Annotated in this window: 24 protein-coding genes; all 24 read right to left on the reverse strand. The window is 43.7% G+C overall.

Annotation, left to right across the window (positions count from 1 at the left end):
* Nucleotides 1–131: 131 nt before the first annotated feature.
* The 24 genes from M1M80_RS11550 to spoIVA all read right to left on the reverse strand — a co-directional run bounded on the left by M1M80_RS11550 (nucleotide 132) and on the right by spoIVA (nucleotide 22,587).
* On the reverse strand, nucleotides 132–578 hold the full coding sequence (locus M1M80_RS11550; protein WP_060398896.1) for a YpiF family protein: 447 nt from the start codon (nucleotides 576–578) through the stop codon (nucleotides 132–134).
* A gap of 54 nt (nucleotides 579–632) precedes the next feature.
* Nucleotides 633–1,172, reverse strand: coding sequence for a ReoY family proteolytic degradation factor (locus tag M1M80_RS11555; RefSeq protein WP_003225551.1), 540 nt, complete (start codon nucleotides 1,170–1,172; stop codon nucleotides 633–635).
* Nucleotides 1,173–1,243: 71 nt separating this feature from the next.
* Complete coding sequence (locus M1M80_RS11560) at nucleotides 1,244–2,515, reverse strand: tetratricopeptide repeat protein (protein ID WP_060398897.1); 1,272 nt, start codon at nucleotides 2,513–2,515, stop codon at nucleotides 1,244–1,246.
* A gap of 348 nt (nucleotides 2,516–2,863) precedes the next feature.
* Nucleotides 2,864–4,150, reverse strand: a complete 1,287-nt coding sequence (gene aroA / locus M1M80_RS11565) for a 3-phosphoshikimate 1-carboxyvinyltransferase (protein WP_060398898.1) — start codon at nucleotides 4,148–4,150, stop codon at nucleotides 2,864–2,866.
* Between the two features lie 11 nt (nucleotides 4,151–4,161).
* Nucleotides 4,162–5,277 (reverse strand): prephenate dehydrogenase, encoded by a 1,116-nt coding sequence (locus M1M80_RS11570; RefSeq protein ID WP_060398899.1) that lies wholly within the window; start codon nucleotides 5,275–5,277, stop codon nucleotides 4,162–4,164.
* A gap of 48 nt (nucleotides 5,278–5,325) precedes the next feature.
* Nucleotides 5,326–6,408 carry a histidinol-phosphate transaminase gene (hisC, locus tag M1M80_RS11575; protein WP_060398900.1) on the reverse strand — a complete coding sequence of 361 codons (1,083 nt, stop codon included), beginning with the start codon at nucleotides 6,406–6,408 and terminating at the stop codon, nucleotides 5,326–5,328.
* 11 nt (nucleotides 6,409–6,419) lie between these two features.
* Nucleotides 6,420–7,223, reverse strand: a complete 804-nt coding sequence (gene trpA, locus M1M80_RS11580) for a tryptophan synthase subunit alpha (protein ID WP_060398901.1) — start codon at nucleotides 7,221–7,223, stop codon at nucleotides 6,420–6,422.
* A complete protein-coding gene (trpB, locus tag M1M80_RS11585) occupies nucleotides 7,216–8,418 on the reverse strand; it encodes a tryptophan synthase subunit beta (RefSeq protein WP_060398902.1) in 1,203 nt (400 codons plus the stop codon). The genes trpA and trpB overlap by 8 nt, the downstream gene beginning before the upstream one ends.
* Nucleotides 8,399–9,046, reverse strand: a complete 648-nt coding sequence (locus M1M80_RS11590; protein WP_060398903.1) for a phosphoribosylanthranilate isomerase — start codon at nucleotides 9,044–9,046, stop codon at nucleotides 8,399–8,401. Before M1M80_RS11590 ends, trpB begins: the two co-directional genes overlap by 20 nt.
* A gap of 4 nt (nucleotides 9,047–9,050) precedes the next feature.
* On the reverse strand, nucleotides 9,051–9,803 hold the full coding sequence (gene trpC, locus M1M80_RS11595) for an indole-3-glycerol phosphate synthase TrpC (protein ID WP_060398904.1): 753 nt from the start codon (nucleotides 9,801–9,803) through the stop codon (nucleotides 9,051–9,053).
* Entirely contained in the window at nucleotides 9,796–10,812 is a 1,017-nt protein-coding gene (gene trpD, locus M1M80_RS11600; protein WP_060398905.1) for an anthranilate phosphoribosyltransferase, read from the reverse strand. The genes trpC and trpD overlap by 8 nt, the downstream gene beginning before the upstream one ends.
* Nucleotides 10,784–12,331 carry an anthranilate synthase component I gene (gene trpE, locus M1M80_RS11605; protein ID WP_060398906.1) on the reverse strand — a complete coding sequence of 516 codons (1,548 nt, stop codon included), beginning with the start codon at nucleotides 12,329–12,331 and terminating at the stop codon, nucleotides 10,784–10,786. The genes trpD and trpE overlap by 29 nt, the downstream gene beginning before the upstream one ends.
* Before the next feature lie 214 nt (nucleotides 12,332–12,545).
* On the reverse strand, nucleotides 12,546–12,929 hold the full coding sequence (gene aroH, locus M1M80_RS11610) for a chorismate mutase (protein ID WP_004398096.1): 384 nt from the start codon (nucleotides 12,927–12,929) through the stop codon (nucleotides 12,546–12,548).
* Nucleotides 12,926–14,014, reverse strand: a complete 1,089-nt coding sequence (gene aroB, locus M1M80_RS11615) for a 3-dehydroquinate synthase (RefSeq protein ID WP_060398907.1) — start codon at nucleotides 14,012–14,014, stop codon at nucleotides 12,926–12,928. The genes aroH and aroB overlap by 4 nt, the downstream gene beginning before the upstream one ends.
* Nucleotides 14,014–15,186 carry a chorismate synthase gene (gene aroC, locus M1M80_RS11620; RefSeq protein ID WP_019258758.1) on the reverse strand — a complete coding sequence of 391 codons (1,173 nt, stop codon included), beginning with the start codon at nucleotides 15,184–15,186 and terminating at the stop codon, nucleotides 14,014–14,016. The genes aroB and aroC overlap by 1 nt, the downstream gene beginning before the upstream one ends.
* Nucleotides 15,187–15,260: 74 nt before the next feature.
* Nucleotides 15,261–16,031 (reverse strand): protein-glutamate O-methyltransferase CheR, encoded by a 771-nt coding sequence (gene cheR / locus M1M80_RS11625; protein WP_004398101.1) that lies wholly within the window; start codon nucleotides 16,029–16,031, stop codon nucleotides 15,261–15,263.
* A 237-nt stretch (nucleotides 16,032–16,268) separates the two neighbouring features.
* Nucleotides 16,269–16,718, reverse strand: a complete 450-nt coding sequence (ndk, locus tag M1M80_RS11630; protein ID WP_010886554.1) for a nucleoside-diphosphate kinase — start codon at nucleotides 16,716–16,718, stop codon at nucleotides 16,269–16,271.
* Nucleotides 16,719–16,833: 115 nt separating this feature from the next.
* Complete coding sequence (gene hepT, locus M1M80_RS11635; RefSeq protein ID WP_004398107.1) at nucleotides 16,834–17,796, reverse strand: heptaprenyl diphosphate synthase component II; 963 nt, start codon at nucleotides 17,794–17,796, stop codon at nucleotides 16,834–16,836.
* Nucleotides 17,797–17,821: 25 nt separating this feature from the next.
* Nucleotides 17,822–18,523, reverse strand: coding sequence for a demethylmenaquinone methyltransferase (gene menG, locus M1M80_RS11640; protein ID WP_060398908.1), 702 nt, complete (start codon nucleotides 18,521–18,523; stop codon nucleotides 17,822–17,824).
* A gap of 6 nt (nucleotides 18,524–18,529) precedes the next feature.
* A complete protein-coding gene (hepS, locus tag M1M80_RS11645) occupies nucleotides 18,530–19,285 on the reverse strand; it encodes a heptaprenyl diphosphate synthase component 1 (protein ID WP_004398111.1) in 756 nt (251 codons plus the stop codon).
* 163 nt (nucleotides 19,286–19,448) lie between these two features.
* Nucleotides 19,449–19,676, reverse strand: coding sequence for a trp RNA-binding attenuation protein MtrB (gene mtrB, locus M1M80_RS11650; RefSeq protein ID WP_003225517.1), 228 nt, complete (start codon nucleotides 19,674–19,676; stop codon nucleotides 19,449–19,451).
* Between the two features lie 21 nt (nucleotides 19,677–19,697).
* The gene (gene folE / locus M1M80_RS11655) at nucleotides 19,698–20,270 is read right to left on the reverse strand and encodes a GTP cyclohydrolase I FolE (RefSeq protein WP_003225516.1); all 573 of its coding nucleotides are present in this window, start codon (nucleotides 20,268–20,270) and stop codon (nucleotides 19,698–19,700) included.
* Between the two features lie 187 nt (nucleotides 20,271–20,457).
* Entirely contained in the window at nucleotides 20,458–20,736 is a 279-nt protein-coding gene (gene hbs, locus M1M80_RS11660) for a non-specific DNA-binding protein Hbs (RefSeq protein ID WP_003153447.1), read from the reverse strand.
* Between the two features lie 372 nt (nucleotides 20,737–21,108).
* A complete protein-coding gene (gene spoIVA / locus M1M80_RS11665) occupies nucleotides 21,109–22,587 on the reverse strand; it encodes a stage IV sporulation protein A (protein ID WP_004398133.1) in 1,479 nt (492 codons plus the stop codon).
* Between the last annotated feature and the right edge of the window lie 115 nt (nucleotides 22,588–22,702).

Below are 22,702 nucleotides of genomic sequence, written 5' to 3' on the forward strand. Positions count from 1 at the left end.
CCTCTAGGTCACCCCTGCAAACTGACTAAAATAGAAAATATTGCAATAACTCTAGACACCCTCATAATATATGAATCTCTCAGCAAGGTCAATATAGCCAAAATATTGTTCATAAGGAAATGTAAGTGTTTTTACGAGGTGCTCCACAACTGTAACAAAACGTTCAAAATTTCAGCAGTGCGTTCATCTAATATTTTTCTTTTTAAAGAGTCATTTAAATGCTCTAACGGAACAGACGGTGTCACAATGATTTTGCCTAACGCATCCTCACTATTCCAATTTTCGTCAGACGTGAGCAGTACAACATGCGGAAATTCTGATATAAGCTCTTCCCGCAGGTCCTTAAGTCCTTGAACGGTTTTTTCATTTCTATCAACATATGTATAAGGGGGCAGTAAATATACCCGTCCCTTTAACTGCCTTTCTAGTTCATCTGACAGAAGCTGTGTGAATTCTCCTTTCTCTGCCGTTATTTTGAAATGCGCACCTACTTTTATGTTAATTAATGGAATGACAGCGGTATCAATGTAATCTTTAGTTTGTAAATAGTCCTTGGCATCAGTGATTCTCCACCTCATCGTTCTCCCCCTTTACGACCACAAGCCTTGCAATACGCTGCAAGGCTGGTCATATTATGTGAGCTGATTCAATTGGCGCGATAATTGTTCAAATGCTTCTTTATCATGACGATCTAGCGCGTCGTCAATGTCTTTTAATAATTTTTCTCTTTGGAATGTGGAAATAGCGTGCTCTAAAATTTGTTCAGCCAACCCCTGATCTTTTTTGTTCTCAAACAGATCCTTCGGAATATGAGGGTTAGACTCCAGCACCGCCGCATACTCAGGTGAGCTGTAAGCTGAACGGAAATTAAGCTGGATAAACAAATCCTGCTGTTTATTTAATCTAATATCATGAAAAGATTTTTCCGCGTCGGTTGTCATGACATTCTCTTTATAGAACCGAAACGGAACTTCTTCAACACAATGTGTTGACATTATAATGCCTCTCGGGCAAAATTCTGCCTGCTCCACAAAATGAACTTTCTCCATGAGAGAATCATGGCTCATTAAGTAGTTCAAGATCCAAACGCACTCTCGGCGCTTTAACTGATAATGGTTTAAAAACCAACGGATAAAATCCTTTTTCTCATTGACAGAAACAGGGGTCTGCATGTAATTCCCTCCTCTATCGTTCGTATAATCTATATACTTATATGTTCCACACGAATGGTGAATATTCCTGCTTATCTAGAAAATTCATCCTCGATTCGCAAAATCGTTTCTTCCAGCTCTTCATTGGCTCCGTCAATTTCGAGAACCTTTTTCAAAAGCGGCAGTGCTTCTTTTTGAAGTCCTTCTTCCAATAGGAAGCTTGCGTATTCATATAAGAAATCTCTGTCCTCACGGTAGTGAAGAAAGGCAGCCTCAAAGGATTGTTTTGCTTCCTCGTATTGCTCTAATTCGGTATATGCGCTCGCAAGATACCAATTGTATTTCGGATCTTCTTCCCCGTAGCCGCGCACCTCTTGAATAAGATCAATGATCTGTTCATAATCCTCTTCTTTATGATACACGGCAAGAAGTGTATGAAGTGCCTCGACGAAGCCCGGATCAAGCGCAAGCGCCTCCTGAAGCAGCTGTTTCCCATCTTCTGACTTCCCGATTTTCAAGGCCATTTTTGCGGCATAGAGAAAAAGCTCTTTGTTATATTCATCATATCTGATACCCTCTTTTGCCGTTTTTAATGCCTCTTCATACATTCCTTCAGCTTCATAGCTTTTCGAAAGCGGCATATAAAGTGAAGAATAAGATGGATCAAGCTCCTTTAAATCAGACAGCTGCTTAATAGCTGTTTTAACAAGCCCCGCCTGTAGGGCTGTAAACCCATAGCCGAAAATCGTATTAGGATCAGGATTCTCATCAACAGCTTTCTCGTACCACGGAATGGCATCCTCAAATTCACCTGAGGCACTTAACGATTCTGCCAGTCTTTGATGGACATTAACGCCTCCGATCTCACTCTGCTCCTCAGCCGTTGTTTTAAAATATTGAACCGCTTTTGCATAAGCTCCCTGAGTAAAATAAAGTTCGCCCAGCGCAAAATCAATAACGGGTTCATTGTCCAGAATGGACTTTGCCTGTAAAAGCTTTTGCTCACTGACTTCGAATAACCCCTGCATTTGATAAAGATCCGCCATAAGCAGCAAACTTTCCGGGTATGATGGATCTGTTTCCGGAATGGTTTCCAGCACAGCAAGGGCTTTTTCTTCTTCGTCAATATCTATTAAAAGTTCAGCGTAAAAATTCGTCAGTTCTGTTTCATTTGGATATAAATCATGTAAATCACTGATCAGTGAAATTGCTTTTTCTACATTGCCCCACTCATAATAAAGCTGGGCAGCGATGGCTTTATCTTCATCATGGAGCTGTTTTTCAGCCTTCGAGAGAGTGTTGAGGCCTTTTTCTGTTTCACCTGCTTCAACTAATTTTATGGCTTCTTGAATCAATGTATTCAAATCGGACCGGTCCTTTCTTTTCCTATACAACATCAACCATACAAAAAAGCTTTATTTGTTCGGGTTAATCTTATCATAATTCAGACGAATGTCCCCGGCAAATAAGATGCTTGCTGTACGGCAGGGAATTATTGAGTCTTATTAGTTTACCAAAAGATCTTGAGATAGAAAATGAAAAAAGGAAGATCGCCCTCTGTACAGTAAAGCAGCTCTATGACCTGCCGGCTTGTAAGTAAAGCGCATCCCCCCTTTTCGTTTTTCTTTTCCCTCTTAAGACAAGCTATGTTTTTTTCCCTCGAATTATGATTCTTACAGTCAATCTGCACAACAAATCCTGAAGCAAGAGCTTCAGGATTTGTTTGAAAGCTTATTTAAATGCTCGAAGAAGGTTGGATAAGAAACATGAATGGCATCTGTCTGCTCGATTTCAATTGGCTCCTCCGTTATACAGGAAGCGATACCAAGCATCATTCCGATCCGATGATCTCCATGGCTGGACACTGTTGCGCCGCCTTTCAGTGTTTGTTTGCCATAAACCTTCATTCCATCTGCTGTCGGTTCAATCTCAGCACCCAGCTTACGAAGCTCGGAAACCACGGTGTCAATGCGGTTTGTTTCTTTTACTTTAAGCTCTGCCGCATCCTTAATAACGGTAGTTCCTTCCGCCTGAGTTGCAAGAAGCGCGATGATAGGGATTTCATCAATTAAACGCGGAATGATATCTCCTCCGATTTCAACCGCTTTTAGAGATGACGTTTCTATGACCAAATCTCCATAAGGCTCTGCACTGTCGGCAGCAGACGGTTTGACTTCAAGTTTTGCCCCCATGTTTTGAAGGACGTCAATGATACCTGTCCGAGTCGAATTTAAACCTACGTTTTTCAATACAATCTTGCTGTTTGGAACAATTGCGCCCGCAGCAAGGAAAAAAGCCGCTGAAGAAATGTCTCCAGGAACAAAAACATCTGCAGCTGTCAGTTTCTGGCCTCCTGCAATGGAAACACTCGTTTGATCTTCAGAAAGTTTAACGCCAAATGCAGAAAGCATCCGCTCAGTATGGTCCCGAGATTTATGAGGCTCTGTGACGGTTGTTGTGCCCTCAGCCTGTAATCCGGCCAGTAAAACAGCAGATTTAATTTGCGCGCTTGCAACAGGTGATACATAATCAATTCCTTTTAATGAAGAGCCGCTCACTGACAGCGGTGTAAATTCTCCGCCGGCTCTGCCGTCGATTTTAGCCCCCATTTGTTTCAAAGGCTCAGTGACACGTTTCATCGGGCGCTTCGCAATGCTCTCATCTCCAGCTACCGCGCTGTAAAATGGACGGCCCGCCAAAATGCCGAGCATCAGGCGAATCGTTGTACCTGAATTTCCGACATCTAAAAGGCTTTCTGGCTCGCTCAAGGAATCGATTCCTTTTCCGTGAATCACTACATCGCTGCCGTTTTGCTCAATTTCAACACCCATTTTTCTAAAGCAATCAATCGTGCTCAGACAATCCGCACCCGGCAGAAAGTTTTTAACAGTTGTTGTGCCTTTCGCTAGTGCACCGAACATGACGGAGCGGTGTGAAATGGATTTATCACCAGGAATGTGTATTTCTCCGTTTAAGGCCTGCACCTTTTCTATTTTCATTATTTTCCACCTCAATCAGCATAAAAAGTTTCATATTCCGCCCGGGCTTCAATGCATTGTTCAGCCCGTTTGCGGTCATCATCAGACTGAAAACTGATTCTTAGAATCCCGTTAATATCTTCTCGTGTTTCAATAATGCGGATATTCGTGATACTGATGCGCTCCGCAGCTAAGATAGCCGTTATCTCGGAAATCACACCCGGATGATCGGGAACATCCACGTATAAATCATAAAATGCAGGTATCGCGCCCTTCTGCCGAAGCGGCAGCCCGTCGCGATAATCCTTGGCCGTTTTAAAATAACGCAATAGATTTTCCGCATCTTCTTGTTCTACATATGTCCTAATCTTCTCGATTTCACGAATCCACTCATCAAAACGGTCCAAAATTTTATCTTTATTATGTAATAGAATATCCCGCCACATTGCCGGGCTGCTTGATGCAATCCTTGTAATATCCCTGAACCCGCCGGCAGCAAAACGCTTAACAAGCGGATAAAGCTCTTCCGAATGATGGGTTTGGTGAACAAGGCTTGCTGCGACAATATGCGGAAAATGACTGATCACGCTTGTAACGCCATCATGCTCTTCTGGTGACATTTCCACAAAATGGGCATTCGTCCCCTCCAGCAGGCTTTTTAACTGCTCTACCGCTTGTCTGTCCGTTTTATGGCCTGGCGTTAAAATATAAAATGCATTTTCAAACAGGAACTCCTTCGCAGCGGCCACTCCTGATTTGTGTGAACCTGCCATCGGATGCCCTCCGACAAATTGATAGCGGCTAGGCAGCACTTTGTCTGCGTAATGAACCACTTTTTGCTTTGTGCTTCCTACGTCGGTAATCAAAAGCTTATGTTCAATCCCTGAATGAGCCAGCTCATCAAGCATAAGTAGCGTTTGCGCGACAGGCGTCGCAATGATCACTGTAGCCGCCTCTTTCGCACCGCTAATAAACGAATCAGCACGCTCGTCTATCACACCTAATTTTAAAGCGGCAACCACCTGTTCATCAGAGATGTCGATTCCGATAATCCGTTTGCCGGGATGCTTTTTTTTGATCGCTAACGCAATCGAACCGCCTATCAATCCGAGACCGGCGAGCAATATTGTATCTTTGATTTGGTTCATATGTCATCACCTGATTTATAGACTAAAGAGGTGATATTTGATCACCTCTTACAAAATTTCAGCTAAAATTGCAAGAATTTCTTCATTTTGCTCTTTTGTTCCGATCGTAATCCGGAGTGATGTCGGGAAACCTAATGCATTTCCCGACCGGACAATATAGCCTTTTTCCAGCAGAGCCTGAAACAGTTCATCGGCCGGACGGTTAAAGTCAATTAACACAAAGTTTGTCTGTGAAGGGTAGCACTTTAAACCATGAGTCTTCGCAAAATCATAATATTGCTGGAGACCTGCTTTATTTTGCTCGATACAGGAAGCAATAAACGCTTGATCATCAAGCGCTGCGATCGCAGCAGCCTGGCCTAGACGGCTGGTGTTAAACGGCTCTCTTGCCGGCTCAATCTGGCGAATCAGGTTCTCGTCAGCAATTCCGTATCCGACTCTGAGCGCAGCCAGACCGTAAGCCTTTGAAAATGTCCGTAATATCATCAAATTGGAGTACTTGTTTAAGAGCGGCACAGTCTCCGGGTAATCCTCTGCTGTTACATATTCATAATATGCTTCGTCTAGAACAACGAGGACACGAGATGGAACGCGCTCCAGAAATGCGAGTAATTCCCCTTCTGATGTATAAGTGCCTGTCGGGTTATTTGGGCTGCATATCCAAACGACTTGTGTCTGTTCGTCAATCGCTTCAAGCATGGCGTCTAAATTATGTGAGCCGTCGGGCCGAAGTGCGATTTCACGAACTTCAGCACCTTCAATGACCGCATTATGTTTATATTGCGGAAAAGTCGGAGCAGCAGTAATCGTGTTCGTTTTCTCGTTTAAAAATGCCCGGCAGATGATCTGAATGATTTCATCTGAACCATTTCCGAAAATAAGTGATGTTTCGCTGACATTGAGGTGCTCACTGAGCCTTGTGCGCAAAGCGGCGCTATATCCGTCCGGATAAAGCGCAAGCTGTTGAATTTCGTGATGAAGCGCCTCTTTTGCAGCTTCTGAACAGCCGTATGGATTCTCGTTTGAAGCAAGCTTCACAACTTTATCCAAGCCATATTCTGATTTCACTGCTTCAATCGGCTTTCCAGGCTGATAAGGCTTCAGCTGTTTTAAATGTTCTTTGATACGCAAATCCAGTCACCTCATTTTAAACTGTACAAGCCGCCAAACGCCGTTGCGTAATCTTCAAACTCCTGCAGCGCTTGATCTCTCGTTTCAGCGCTGATGAGCCGGTCCTTTAATTCTTCTATTTTTCTGACGAGCGCACTTCCCACTACGACACCGTCACAAATTTCATTCATCTTCATGACCTGTTCGCGGTTTGATATACCGAACCCTACAGCAACCGGCACAGCGCTAAGATCCTTCACTGTCCGGATGAACGGATACACGGATGAATTGAACTCATTGCGGACACCGGTCACACCTAGAGAAGATACACAGTAGACGAAGCCCTCGGCTTGTTCAATAATGGTTTTCAAACGGCTTTCGCTTGTCGGCGCAACCAAAGAAATATACGTCACCTCATGGTTTTTGCATTCGTCTTGAAGGCTGGCGCTTTCTTCTAATGGCAGATCCGGAACAAGCAGACCGTCAATATGATTTTCCCGCAGTAAAGCGAAAAAGTATTCTTTGTTCAATTGTAACACAGGATTATAATACGTAAAGAGGATAATCGGAATATTCACTCCGTTTTTTTTCATTTCTCCGCCTAATTCGATTGCCTTTACGATATTCATTCCATTGTTAAGCGCCCGCTTCGAAGCCCGCTGGATCACCGGACCGTCTGCAAGCGGGTCTGAGTATGCAACACCAAGCTCCAGTGCCGTGGCACCCGCTTTTTGGAGAGACTTCGCCAGTTCAACCGAAACCTCAGGCAATGGATCGCCCGCCGTAATAAACGGGACAAACAATTTTTCTGACGCTTGAAGGTCTAATTTAAACATGCGCTTTCACCTCTTCTTCCAATACATTCATTAATGTGTTGACATCCTTATCTCCCCGTCCTGATAAACAGACGAGAATCATTTGATCGCGATCCATCTCTTTAGCAAGTTTGAATGCTTTTGCTAACGCATGGGCAGATTCGATTGCCGGCAAAATCCCCTCTTTTTCTGACAAGAGTTTTAATGCATCCACCGCTTCTTCATCTGTGATACTGTCATAAGTGACTCGGCCGCTCTTATGCAAATAAGCGTGCTCTGGACCGATTCCTGGATAGTCAAGTCCTGCTGAAATGGAGTAAGGCTCAATAATTTGCCCGAACTCATCTTGAATGAGATAAGTCAATGAACCGTGAATGACACCTACGGTTCCTTTCGAAATAGTAGCGGCATGAAGAGGGGTATCAATTCCTTTTCCGGCTGCTTCAGCGCCGATGAGTTCAACATCTTCATCCAAAAACGCCTGAAACATGCCCATCGCATTGCTTCCTCCGCCTACACACGCCACCACCTTATCTGGCAGAGCGCCTTCAATGCGTTTCAGCTGATTCTTCGCCTCCTCACCGATCATTTTTTGAAATTCACGGACGACCTGCGGATAAGGGTGCGGTCCGACAACTGATCCGATCATGTAAAAATGATCCTCACAATGCTGAACCCAGTACCGGATCGCCTCATTTGTGGCATCCTTCAATGTGCCGTTTCCGCTTGTTACAGGCACAACCTCCGCTCCAAGAAGCTTCATTCGGAAAACGTTAAGAGACTGGCGGGCAACGTCTTCCTCGCCCATAAATACAGTGCAGGAAAAGCCGAATTTAGCTGCGACTGTCGCAGCGGCAACGCCGTGCTGCCCGGCGCCAGTTTCAGCAATGATTTTCGTTTTGCCCATTTTTTTAGCAAGCAGCGCTTGGCCTAGTGCATTATTGATTTTATGAGAACCTGTATGGTTTAAATCTTCTCGTTTCAAATAGATTTTTGCACCGCCTAAGTATTCAGTGACTCGATCAGCGTATGTTAATGCAGTCGGCCTGCCGGAATAGTCATTTAACAGCTTGTAATATTCGTCACGAAAAGCGGGATCATCCTTGATCTCTTTAAATGCAGTTTCAATTTCTTCTAATGGCTGCATGAGTGTTTCCGGAACAAATTTTCCGCCAAAATCGCCGTATCTGCCTATTTCATTCGGGTATGGATACATATCGGTTCATCCTTTCTTCTAAAAGCCTCATCAGATTTTGATCTTTTTGTCCGTTTTTTTCGATTCCGCTGGCAAGGTCAATTCCTATCGGCTGCCATTTCAATAGGTCTGTGATGGTGTCCGGATTCACGCCACCTGCGATAAAGCAGCGTTTGCCCGCAGCCGCCTGCTGATATTCCGGCACACAGTCCCAAGAAAAAGCAACACCAGTGCCGCCTCTTTGCCCTTTTACAGATGAATCAATCACAAAGCCGTCCACACCAACTTTAAAACGGGCTATTTCTTGAATTGTGTTCTCATGATGGTGAAGCGCCTTCCATATTTCGCAACCTGTCAGCATGCGAAGAGCATCGGCATCCGCCGGTACCTCATCTCCGTGAAGCTGAATGACGTCGAGATTCAAGTCTTCGGCAATGCGTGACATTGTCTCTATCGATTCATTAACAAAAACACCCGCAACTTGTTTTTCGACATGAACTTGACTCAGCCACTTTTTCACATCTTGCGGAGATACTTTCCGTTTGCTTTCAGCAAAAATAAAGCCCAGATAATCAGCCTGTGAATCCGCTGCAAGCTGCAAATCCTGCAGTGACCGTATGCCGCAATATTTTAATGCAGGTTTCTTCACATCCTCACTCCCCAAACAAAGCATGGATTGCTTTTTGCTGTGATGTTTGTCTCATCAATGATTCACCGATAAGCACAGCTCGTGCTCCATGTTCTTTGACAAATGTTAAATGTTCTAAAGAACCGATTCCGCTTTCGCTGACAAGCAGGGATTCTTTCGGTACGAGAGATGCGATTTGTTCTGTCTGCATTATAGAGGTTTCAAATGTTTTTAGGTTTCGGTTGTTTATGCCGAGAATAGCAGGCATAAATACTTTCAATATTTGTTCAAGCGTTGAAGCATCATGAACCTCTACTAACACGTCCATCTCCTTTTCACCTGCTTCAAGATATAATTCATGGAGGTGTAAGGGATCAAGCACCTCGCCGATTAACAGTATGGCATCCGCTCCGATTCTTTTCGATTCCTCCACTTGAAGAGAATCAATAATAAAATCTTTTCTGAGTACAGGAATTGATACAGCACGCTTTACGTCCGATAAATAGCTGTTTTCCCCTTGAAAAAACGGGGTGTCTGTTAATACGGAAAGCGCATCTGCCTGCGCAGTTTCATAGTCTTTTGCAATCTGTACAGGGACAAAATCCTCTTTAATAAGCCCTTTTGACGGTGACGCTTTCTTCACTTCGGCAATCAATCCGATAAACCGATTCGGACTTGCCAGCGCCTCTTTAAATGAACGTTTTTCGAAAAGCTGCTCTTCCGGCAGTACCAGTGTTTTTACTTCTTCTTTCTTTTGTTTGATAATATTTTCAAGCATAGATCTCTTCCTCTTTCTGCTTTAGTCGTTCAAGCTGCGCGGCAGCGCCTCCGCTTGTAATCGTCTCTAACGCCAGCTCCGTTCCTTCCTTTAATGAAGCGGTTATCCCCGCCGTGTATATCGCAGCCCCTGCATTAAAAGCAGTAATAGATAAAGCGGAACTGCTGCTTTTATTTTCAAAAATATTCTGAATGAGACAGGCACTCTCTTTCGGTGACTGCACTTGTAAATCTTCAATTCTGCCATTTGCAAAACCGAAATCTTCGGGTGAAACGGTGTATTCCCGGCGCTCTCCGTCCTTTAATTCAATCACATCAGTCGGTGCCGTAATTGAAAGCTCATCTAAACCGTCGCGGCTGGATACGAACAGGACGTGCTTCGGCTGAAACATCTCCAGTGCGCTTGCCATCAGTCCCGCTTTTTCAGCGGAATAGACCCCGATCACCTGACGCTTCGCCTGCAAAGGATTGCTGAGCGGTCCAAGCAGATTAAATACCGTTCTGAAACCTAGTTCTTTTCTAGTACCCGCTACATGTTTCATAGACGAATGATAAAGCGGCGCAAAAAGAAATCCCATGTTGTTTGTTTCAATGCTGCTTTTGACCTTTTCGGGAGTAGTTTGAATTGGAACCTCTAGTTCCTCTAAAACATCAGCGCTTCCGCTTTTAGAAGAGACAGAGCGATTGCCGTGCTTAGCGATTTTCGCACCGGCTGCTGAGGCAACAATTGCAGATGCCGTTGAGATATTAAAAGTAGAAATACCGTCTCCTCCGGTTCCGCATGTATCTACAACATCAGGAAGTCCATCTACGGTAAGAGCGCGCGCCCGCATCGCCTTCACAAAGCCCGCAAGCTCTTCTGGCGTCTCTCCCCGATGAGCAAGAATAGACAATATACCGCCCATTTCAGAAGGAGTCATTTCCGCTGTCATCATCATATTCATCAGCGTTTCTGCCTCACTGGCAGTGAGTGTTTTTCCGTCAACGCACAATTGTAGAAATTTGTTCATCAGCTTTATCCTCCTTGCTATGGAACATGTCTTCTGCAATATGAATCGTTTTCAGCAGCGCACCGGCTTTATTACAGCTTTCTTCGTATTCGGCTTCCGGAACAGAATCCGCAACAATACCAGCACCTGCTTGTATCGATGCAACACCGTCCTTTACGCTCATAGTGCGAATCGTAATACAAGAGTCGATATTACCGTCAAATCCGATGTAGGCGATGCAGCCTCCGTATGTCTCTCTCGGTGTTGGCTCCAGCTCTTGCAAAAGCTGCATGGCACGGATTTTTGGTGCGCCTGTTAACGTTCCCGCCGGGAAAGCGGACATCAGTGCATCGACAGGATGAACCCCTTCTTTCAATCGGCCTGTAACCACCGAGATAATGTGCATGACATGTGAAAAGGAGACAATTTTTGTGAACTCCGGCACAGATACAGATCCATACTCTGCTACTCTGCCGATATCGTTCCGGGCAAGATCAACGAGCATGTAGTGCTCTGCTTTTTCTTTTTCATCCTTCATTAGCTCAACTTTGAGTTTTTCATCTTCCTCTTTGTCTGCGCCCCGTTTTCTCGTTCCGGCAATCGGATGGATTTCCAAGTGCCCGTCCTGAACGTGGATTAACCGTTCCGGAGAGCTGCCGACTATTTCTCTGTCTTGGAGTTTCATATAATACATATACGGAGAAGGATTGACGATCCGCAGCACTCGGTATAACTCAAAGGCATCTGCTGTTATCGGAATCTCAAATTTTTGTGACAAAACGCCTTGGAAGATATCGCCCGCTTTTATATATTCTTTGATTTTTTCTACATCAGCCATAAAAGCCGATTTTTCATAATTAGAAGAGACAGTCTCAAAGCTGGGCGTCTTATATGAATCAGCAGAGAGAAACAGCTCTTTTATGTTTTTTTGATCCATCATTTTTTCAATGAGGTCTTGGAGCTCTTGATGATTTTGATGAAACACATCGGTTTTTTCGTTTTCAGTTTCCTGGCCATTGAGTCTTGCATATTGGATAAAGTGGACATTTTTAGTTTCATGATCATACGCAATTATTGTCCGGCAAACAAACAGCATACACTTTTCCATTCCTGTTTCTTTTGTATGCGGAGGAACAGAAGGTTCAATCAGCGGGATCATATCATAGCTTAAATACCCAACAGCTCCGCCGACAAAAGGAATGCCAAGCTCTGGCGTTTTGATTTTGTACGTGGAATTCATCCAGTTCAGAACTTCTTTGAGTTCACTTCCTGTATAAAGAGCTCTGCCGTCCTGATCAGCGGCTGTAAAACGGCTCTGCTCTTCTTTAATTGTGAGAAATGGATTCAGGCCGACAAACGAATATCTCGACCAATTAGAAGTATCATCCTTGCTTTCAAGAAGATACGTAATCTCCCTATCGAGCTTCTCTACCATTTGAATGGGTGTCAGCGTATCGACTGTGAAGGTCTCCACAATCGGTATAGTGTGGTTGGACAAGCTGTCCTGTAAAAATGCAGAAATGTTTGATTGGAAATTCATTGCTCTCACTCCTTATGGCAAGGAGAATGAGAAGATGGCATGAGAGGATAAACTATTATATAACAAATAAACCCAAAAGAAAGGCTTCTTTTGGGTAGAATAAACATACATGTCTCAGCTCAACTAAACTCATTCTCTGCTACCCTATTCTCTAACTCAACTCATTCAATGCTTTATACACACTCTTGTGTATTTCTAAGCTGTTCCTATCGTATTACAATTCAGTATTTTTTGTCAATGATAAATCGGGTCTTAATACGACAGCTTTTTCTAAATATACATGTCTGATCTGATCCTGAGGAACATCTGTCTGGACGGTCATCATGACTCTTATGCACTTTTTCAGACCGCCGGTTACGTCCATTTCCTGCATACAGGTTACTGGCACGTACTGCCATCCTGAAAGCTGACGAACAGCTTTTGCCGGGAAAACGGAGTGCAAATCAGGTGTCGCCGAAAGAAGCATTTGAACAACATCTTCGGGCTTTGTTTTGTTTTCTTCTATGATTTTTTCTAACAGCTGTTTTGTTTTTTGTAAAATTTCTTCTTCAGTATCCCGTTCAACTGTAGTTGCTCCGCGAATTCCGCGAATCATCATGATGTCTCCTCCAATCGCCATTTGTTCAGCCAGCTCTCAAGTTCATTTCTGGAAAATGTGTGATCAGCAACTTTTCCTAATTCGTTGAGCACGATAAATTGAATCTTCCCGCCGCGGGTCTTCTTATCATTCATCATACGGTCTAAAAGAACCGAAGTTTCCGTCTCTTTTTTGATTTGACTTGGATAGCCCAGGCTTTTTAGCCAGCTGACCAAACGTTTTCTGTCCATTTCACAGCCCACTGTCTTTTCGCTTACATATAAAGCAAACTGCATTCCGAGGGCTACGGCATCACCGTGAGTGATCTGTCCGTATCCATATTCCGCCTCAACGGCATGGCCGAGCGTATGTCCAAAGTTTAAGTAGGCTCTTATCCCCTCTTCTTTTTCATCCTGCTGAACGACAGACGCTTTAATTGAAATGCCTTTAAAAATCATGTCATTCAGCTGATCACTTGTGATATCGTGCAGTGAGCGGATATTCAGCAGCTCTTCCAGAAACGCTCTGTCATAGATAAAAGCGTGTTTAATCACTTCTGCCATTCCGGACCGAAGCTCTTTTTCTGGGAGAGAACGCAGAAAGTCTGTATCGTAGAGCACGGCTTTCGGCTGATAAAACGCACCGATTAGATTTTTTCCGAGCGGATGATTCACGGCTACTTTTCCTCCGACTGCGCTGTCATGCGCCAAAAGCGTCGTAGGCATTTGAATGAAATCAATGCCGCGCATAAAAGTGGCAGCCACAAAACCGGCAAGATCTCCTACAACACCGCCACCGAATGCGATGATGCATGAGGAGCGATCCATATGAAAACGAATCGCTTCACTCTGCAGTTTTGTGTACATGTCCATGGATTTCGCCTGCTCTCCGCTCGGCACCGTCACTTTTTTCACAGGCCATTTTTCTTGCAGCAAATGAAGCATTTCATCACCATACAGGCGATCCACCTCTTCATCCGTGACAAGCATAATCCGTGTTAAAGGCCTGTTTAGAGAGGTTAATAGTTCGCAAGCCTCTTGTCTGATGCCTTGCCCGATAAAAACAGGATACGACGAGGAAGCGGTTTGAACATGCAGTGTTTTCATTAAAATTCCCTCGACAGTTTTCTCATATTCTCCACATTTTCTCTAATGCGGTCGATTTGATCTAAACCGAATTGTTCAACGACTGCGTTCGCAATTTCCCATGCAACAGCTGCTTCAGCTACTACACTTGCCGCAGGCACTGCACAGCTGTCTGAACGTTCAATACTGGCAGAAAACGGTTCTTTCGTTTCAATATCCACACTCTTCAACGGTTTATATAAAGTCGGAATCGGCTTCATAACTCCGCGGACGACAATCGGCATTCCTGTCGTCATGCCGCCTTCCAGTCCTCCAAGTCTATTTGTAGCGCGAGTATAGCCCTTTTCCTCATCCCAAATGATCTCGTCATGGACTTCGCTTCCATTTCTGCCGGCCGCTTCAAAGCCGATGCCGAATTCCACACCTTTAAATGCGTTAATTGACAGCACTGCAGCAGCAAGCTTACTGTCCAGCTTGCGGTCATAATGGACGTAGCTGCCCACGCCTACCGGCATTCCCTCGACAATGACTTCTACAATTCCGCCGATGGAATCTCCGTTTGTCTTCGCTTCATCAATGGCAGCCATCATTTTTTTGCCTGCTTCTTCATCGTAGCATCTGACCGGAGACTCCTCCGTTACACGCTGCAGGTCTTCAATTGACGTATATTCTGTTTTTTCAGCTTTAACTGCGCCAATTTGCAATACGTGGCCTGCTACCTTAATGCCAAGCTCAGAAAGAATTTTTTTAGCGACAGCCCCTGCTGCCACTCTGACAGTTGTTTCCCTTGCTGAAGAGCGCTCAAGCACATTTCTCATATCACGATGATTATATTTAATCGCACCGTTTAAATCAGCGTGACCAGGTCTCGGTCTGGAAATTTGGCGTTTCATTTCCTTTTCTTCATCTTCTGTAATCGGAGCTGCGCCCATGATTTTTGTCCAATGTTTCCAATCGTTGTTTTCTACAACGAGAGCAATTGGCGAACCGAGTGTGCGGGCATGGCGCACCCCGCTCATAATTTTGGCCTGATCTTTTTCGATTTGCATGCGGCGGCCGCGGCCGTGGCCTTTTTGGCGTCTGGCAAGCTCAAAATTGATATCTTCCTCCGTTATGTAAAGCCCGGCAGGCACACCTTCAATAATGGTTGTCAGTTGGGGGCCGTGTGATTCTCCGGCTGTTAAATATCTCATGACTTCTTCTCCCTTCATCGCATTAACGCTTTTAAGTAAAACTACTATAACATATTTTTCAGCAAAAAGTCAGTCTATCTTTTTTGATAAAAGAATGTATCGGCTGGAGCCAGGCCAAATTTCTCAGGATTAAAGATTTGCTCAGTGCTGCCGACAAAGAGAACTCCATTCTTTTTCAGGCTATGTGCCATTTTCAAATAAAGTTCTTCCTTCGCGCTTTCTGTAAAATAAATAAATACATTGCGGCACACGATTAAGTCAAAGTCTTGTTCATAACGATCCGCCAGCAGATTATGCTTTTTGAATGTAATATTTTTTTTGATTTCTGCTTTTACTTCATAGCTTCTATTTGCGTTTTGAGTAAAATAACGATCCTTCACAGATGATGGAACTTCCTGTAAAGACCGCTCCTGATAGATGCCTTTTTTCGCTTTCTCCAATGCTTTTTCATCAATATCAGTCGCCAGAATCTGAAAGCCGGGAAGACTTTTTTGCTGATCCAAAAGCATGGCAAGCGTATAAGGCTCCTCACCCGTTGAGCAGGCGGCACTCCATATCTTTAAAGGCTTAGAGTGCTTGATTAACGGCAGAATAGCAGTCTCAAGAACTTCCCATCTTTTATAATTACGATAAAATTCTGAAACATTGATCGTCATTCTGTCCAATGTTTCATTTAAGAGAGCTTGATCCTTTTCCAATGCCGCCGCAAACTCCTTAAAGCTCTGATACCCCTTTTTCTCATAAAGCGACGTCAGCCTTCTTTTCATTTGTGCTTCTTTATATAATGTCAAATCGACTCCGGTTAATTGCTTCCATTTTGTTGTAAATACGCTGTATGTATCCATCTCTACTCTCCCAGTCTCGCTGTCTTTTTGTCCTAGTATAGCTTGTTTTATCAGGAAATTGTATTGTTTCAATAAAAAAATCAGCTTTTCAGCTGATTTTAGATCGGTTGGGAAAGGCAGGAGTCTGATGCACACTGCCGTTTCACCCTTTATTCACTTTAATGTAAACCTTTACAAAACAGAATGAAAACCGGCGGCATTACATGGTGCCGGCTCTGTTACTTATTTTCATAATGATTAATAGATCCAGCCTGCCATGAGCTGTTGATATGATACTAATTCTTCATTCTTAAAGAAAATGTTAATCTCGCGTTCAGCACTTTCGAGAGAATCAGAGCCGTGGATGATGTTTTTCCCGACAAACATGCCATAATCTCCCCGAATCGTACCAGGCAAAGCTTCTTTTGGATTTGTCTTTCCGATCAGCTGTCTCGTCACTTCAATGACATTTTCGCCTTCCCAAACCATTGCGAATACAGGTCCTGAAGTAATAAACTCAACGAGCTCTCCGAAGAAAGGCTTCCCTTGATGTTCGGCGTAGTGTTTCTCAGCCATTTGTTCTGTCACTCTCATTAACTTGGCGCCAGCTAATTGTAAGCCCTTACGCTCGAATCTGGATAAAATATCACCAATGAGCTGACGTTGGACACCGTCTGGTTTCACCATGATAAAAGTCTTTTCCATCACATTCTCCACCCCATCATTATGTATGTATAGGCTTTCACACTGCACACCGAAATCGTAACATCTTTCTGATAATTAATCAATCCGGGGCGGAGAAATTTCTTAATATCTACAAAAATTAAAATTTTCTTTTACCGATATATTTTGCGATGGCCGCAAGAGACGAACGTGCACGTCCTCTCGGAAGCGTGTTTAATTTCTGGAAAGCTTTCTGCAGATACATTTCGCTTACTGCCATAGATGCTTCAATTGCATCTGTTTTTTTGATTTCTTCAATGATTGGTTCAAGCTGTTCCTGCGTAGTCTCGCTGTTAATCAATTTAAGCTGGTTTCTTAATGCTGGATTTTTCAGGGCATACAGCACTGGCAATGTGACATTCCCTTGAAGCAAATCTCCTCCAACAGGTTTGCCCAGCTCTTCTTCAGTTGAAGTAAAATCAAGAATATCATCAATAATTTGATAAGACATGCCGACGTAATACCCAAACCAATACAGCGCCTTATGAATCTTTTCATCAGCTCCGGACGCAATGGCACCGAGCTGGCAGCTGACTGCGATCAGGAGCGCCGTTTTTCTTTTGATGCGGCGGAGATACGTTCTGAGATTTTGTTCCATGTTGTATTTGTCTTTGATCTGCTCGATTTCCCCAAGACAAACTTCAACAATAGTCTGTGACAAAATCCTATGGGCTTTCGGTTCGTTAATTCTCGTCATCATTTCAAGTGATCCCGCAAGCATATAATCGCCTGTGTACATCGCAATGCGATTGTCCCACTTTGCTTTGATTGTCGGCTTCCCTCTGCGAAGCTCGGCATCGTCAATAACATCATCATGAACCAAAGATGCCATGTGAATCATTTCCAGAGTGACGGCGACATATTTAATCTTATTAATATCGTAATCGCCAAACATGCCGGAAAGCAGCACGAAAACAGGCCGAATGCGCTTCCCTCCTGCCTGCAGCAGATGAAGACCCGCCTCGCTTAAAAGCGGGTAATCGGAACGTACGGTTTGTTCAAGTTCTCTTTCGATTACATCAATATCGTCATTTAAAAAAGAGTAGGCCATTTTAAATTTCATATCATTCACCCAAACATCTGTGTTTTCATTTCCATCCGATATGCGTGGCAGCGACTCCGCCAGTAAACGAATGATATTTGACATTTTTCAAGCCCGCCTCTTCAAACAGGCCTGCCAGTTCCTTCATTCCAGGGAATTCTCTGGCTGATTCTTGAAGCCAAGAATATTCTTTATAGCTCTTTGCAAACAGTTTCCCGAAAAACGGCATAATATACTTAAAGTACATAAAGTAAGCCTGTCTGAATCCGAACATTTCCGGCTGGGACGTTTCCAGACATACGACCTGGCCGCCCGGCTTCACCACACGTCTCATCTCTTTCAGCACAGTCAAGTAATCAGGGACATTGCGGAGTCCGAAGCCAATCGTGACATAATCAAACGTATCATCATCAAAAGGAAGCTCCATCGCATTTCCGTGCAGCAGTTCAATTTGGCTGAATCCGCCGTCTTTTACTTTCTGCTGGCCGACACTCAGCATATTTTTACTGAAATCCAAGCCCTTGATCTCGCCGTTTTTGCCGGCTGCTTTTGCAAGAGCGATCGTCCAGTCAGCCGTTCCGCAGCAAACATCAAGCGCTTTGGCACCTTCTTTCACATCCATGATGCGCATCGTTTTTTCGCGCCATTTTTTATGCTGCTGAAAACTGATGACAGAGTTCATTTGGTCATAGTTTTTAGATATTTTTTCAAATACTCCATGAACGCGCTGTTCTTTTGATTCCTGCATAATGGTTTACCCTTCTTCCACTTTCTGATGATAGGTTTGATCTTGGCTGATTGTCTTCAGGCGGTTTAATAAAGCATGCTGAATAGGTGAATTTAGAGGCAAAAGTGACTCAATGCTGTTTTTCGCTTTTTTAAAACAATCTTCTAATATCTCTTCTTTTGTTTTTCCCAGCTGTATAAAACTGCCGATCACATCCAGAAATGTATCATTTCCGTTTATAAGCCGCTTAAATACAAAAAAATCACTCGACAGCTTTTTCCAGCGCGGGAGGTTGAAGTGTTCCGCCACCCGATGGAATAAAGCTGATTCAACGATGCCGACACTTTCGAAAAAATCGTGTTCATCCTTGAAAGAACGGTCATAGAGACGAATTTTATGTTCATTGATTTCTTTGATAGCTGTAGCAAGCGTCCGAATCATGTAGATATCCTTCATTTCAGATAGCAAAGAGTAGTACAGCCCGCTGAAATAATCGCCTGCGAGAACAGTCAATTGGCGGTTTTTGTTTTCGTCTCGTTTTATGACTCTGGCTGTCGTCACTTCATCATGGGTATCAAGGGCGCTTTGTACAAGCATCGCTGTTACAATATAATTTTCTCTGTCGTTGTTTTTTATGTCGGCTTCCTCAAATAAAGCATGAAAAAGAAGAAGCTTATCCTCATCAATCTTTGGCGCAGAAATATGCTTCGCTAAATAAGGATGAGACAGCTTTTGTTTTAATTTCGTGTTCAGATTGGCTAAAGTTCCGTAGATGTCTTGCAAAAATATCACCCTTGTCCCCAAATTCACATTTATTTCTTAATCTATGTATGAGTTTTATCTTTTCATTCGCTTACGCAGGTATCATTATAGCATAAAAAAAAGAAATTGGCTGTATTCACCCGCTGTTTGCGAGCATTTGCGTTGAACAGCGGGAACAGCCAGCTTATTTTTTTTCGCTTTTCATTTCTCCGTATGCGGTTTGAATGAGTGCCTCTCCTCTGACCTTAATGGCAGAAGTATGCTCTGTAAACTGAGCGATGATTACTTCTCCCTTGTCGAGTTTTTCGGAATGGTGAAACTTTGTGTCTGTTCCTCTTGTCAGGCCGATCACATTCACTCCGTCCTCAACCGCTTTAATGACGACAAAATCACTTGAATGCTTTTCGTTCATTTATAGCACCCTCTATCTTTATTAGTCCTGGCGTTTAATATGTTCCAATACTTCAGCACGGGCAGCAGCATCATCTTTAAAAACGCCTCTGACTGCTGAAGTAACAGTTTTTGCACCCGGTTTTCTTACTCCGCGCATCGTCATGCACATGTGTTCTGCTTCAACCACTACCATTACGCCGTGCGGGTCAAGCGTTTCTACGATGCTTTCCGCAATAGTAGAAGTGATGCGTTCCTGAAGCTGCGGGCGCTTTGCAACAGCTTCAACGGCACGTGCCAGTTTGCTGAGGCCTGTGACCTTTCCGCCTCGCGGTATATATGCAACGTGTGCTTTTCCATAAAAGGGAACAAGGTGATGCTCACACATAGAATGAAACGCGATATCTTTTACAAGAACAAGCTCCTCATGGTTTTCACCGAAGATAGTCTGGAAATGTTCTTTCGGATCTTCATTCAAGCCGGAGAATACTTCGGCGTACATCTTTGCGACTCTTTTCGGAGTATCAAGAAGCCCTTCTCTATTCGGGTCTTCTCCGATCGCTTCTAAAATTTGACGAACAGCTTGTTCGATTTGCTCTTTATTAACTTCTTTCATGTTCTATGTCCTCCACCAATGAATACATTTAATTTCGATTCTAGCACACATGCCCCGCTAAAAGCAAAGTGAATGCCCTGCCAGGAAGCCCATGCTCTTGAAATATGAAAAGCCCCTTAGAAAGGGGCTTTTCTGTGAAGAAATAAAGTGTATGTAAGCTAGATGCATACACGATCTATATTCACAATTATTTTCCGGCAACTGCGTCTTTAAGCGCTTTACCTGGTTTGAAAGCAGGTACTTTGCTTGCTGGAATTTCGATTTCTTCACCTGTTTGAGGATTGCGTCCTTTACGTGCAGAACGTTCACGCACCTCGAAGTTACCAAAACCGATCAGTTGAATTTTATCACCGTTTTTAAGTGCATCTAAGATCGTATCAAAAACAGAGTCAACTGCTTTTGTAGCGTCTTTTTTAGACAATTCGCTTGCTTCTGCAACCGCATTGATAAGTTCTGTTTTGTTCATGCCTTTCACCTCCTCCCAAAAGGAATACATTCAGTTCGTTTATTATCATTTCTTCACAGTTCAGTCTGATTCTAAACCTGTCTCAGAAAAAAATCAGAGCAGGCAAGAAAGACAATTAAACGGCTTTTTACGAAAAACTGCACTCTGAGGAATGTTTGTCCAACAAAGTGAAGAATTTCTGTATGTAGAGTAACACATATAAAAAGCCATATCAAGCATTTTAAAGCGTCAATCCCTTGCTCGTCAAGGATTTAACGTGATTTATCGAACAAATATTCCTTTTTTTACTTTTTTCATCCTATTCTTTGATCCTTTTCCATTATTAAGAGCAAAGAAAAAAGACCTCCCATTCTATAAAGAGGTCTTGCGGTATTACAGGATGATGGCGATTAAGCCGCCTGAGCCTTCGTTTATAATTCTTTCTAACGTTTCTTTTAATTTGTACCGTGCGTTTTCAGGCATTAATGACAGCTTTGCCTGAATCCCCTCTCTTACAATTGAGCTCAGCGATCTTCCGAAGATATCGGAGTTCCAGATGGAGAGCGGATCATCCTCAAAATCCTGCATTAAATAGCGTACAAGCTCTTCGCTTTGTTTTTCCGTTCCGATAATCGGCGCGAACTCGCTTTCGACGTCTACTTTGATCATATGGATCGACGGAGCGACAGCTTTCAGCCTCACACCGAATCGTGAGCCCTGCCGTATAATTTCCGGCTCATCGAGACTCATATCTGTTAAAGCAGGCGCTGCAATGCCGTATCCCGTCTGTTTGACCATTTTTAAGGCATCGGACACTTGATCATATTCTGTTTTCGCATGGGCGAAGTCCTGCATGAGCTCAAGCAGATGGTCTCTTCCTCTGATTTCAACGCCCACCACTTCTTTCAGGATTTGATCATATAATTGGTCCGGCGCGTACAAATCAATTTCAGCCACCCCTTGGCCCAGCTCGATTCCGGCTAACCCGGCACTTTCAATGAACTCAAACTCGCTGAATTGGCCGACAACCCTGTCTACATCCCTGAGACGCTTAATATCCTTAACGGTTTCCTTCACGGATTCCTGATAGCTTTCACGCAGCCAATGGTTTTCTTTCAGCACCATTACCCAGCTTGGGAGATTGACATTCACTTCAAGCACCGGAAACTCGTAGAGGGCCTCTCTGAGCACATTCAGCACATCTGTTTCCCGCATGCTTTCTACGCTCATTGCCAATACCGGGATATCATATTTTTCGCTTAAATCCTGGCGCATGGCTTCTGTTTCCGGGTGATACGGCCTCACTGAGTTGATGACCATAATAAAGGGTTTGCCAACCTCTTTCAGCTCTTCAATAACTCTTTCTTCAGCCTCTATATAGTCACTTCTGGCGATATCCCCAATGGTGCCGTCTGTCGTAATGACAACTCCGATGGTCGAGTGTTCCTGAATGACTTTTCGTGTGCCGATTTCAGCAGCCTCATGAAATGGGATCGGTTCTTCGTACCAAGGCGTATTAATCATCCGCGGCCCGTTTTCATCTTCATATCCTTTTGCACCGGGAACTGTGTAACCTACACAATCTACTAATCTTATATTGACATCGAGTCCGTCTGACACATGAACAGACATCGCCTGATTCGGAACAAATTTAGGCTCTGTAGTCATAATCGTTTTGCCGGCTGCGCTTTGCGGCAGTTCATCCTGCGCACGTGCCCGGTCTGCTTCGTTACTGATATTCGGGAGCACCACAAGCTCCATAAATTTCTTAATAAACGTGGATTTTCCTGTACGGACAGCACCTACGACTCCTAAGTATATATCGCCTCCTGTTCGTTCAGCGATATCCTTGAAAATATCGACCTTTTCCAAGTGATCCCCTCCCGGACTTCCTATCCTTCTCAATTTTATTAAGCTCTTTCAATCAAACACAGGACACTATATGTGTATGACGTTGTCCTATTTCAATATGACATCTTTAGAAAAT

It is taken from the genome of Bacillus inaquosorum (assembly GCF_023238325.1).
Classification (GTDB): Bacteria; Bacillota; Bacilli; order Bacillales; family Bacillaceae; genus Bacillus; species Bacillus inaquosorum.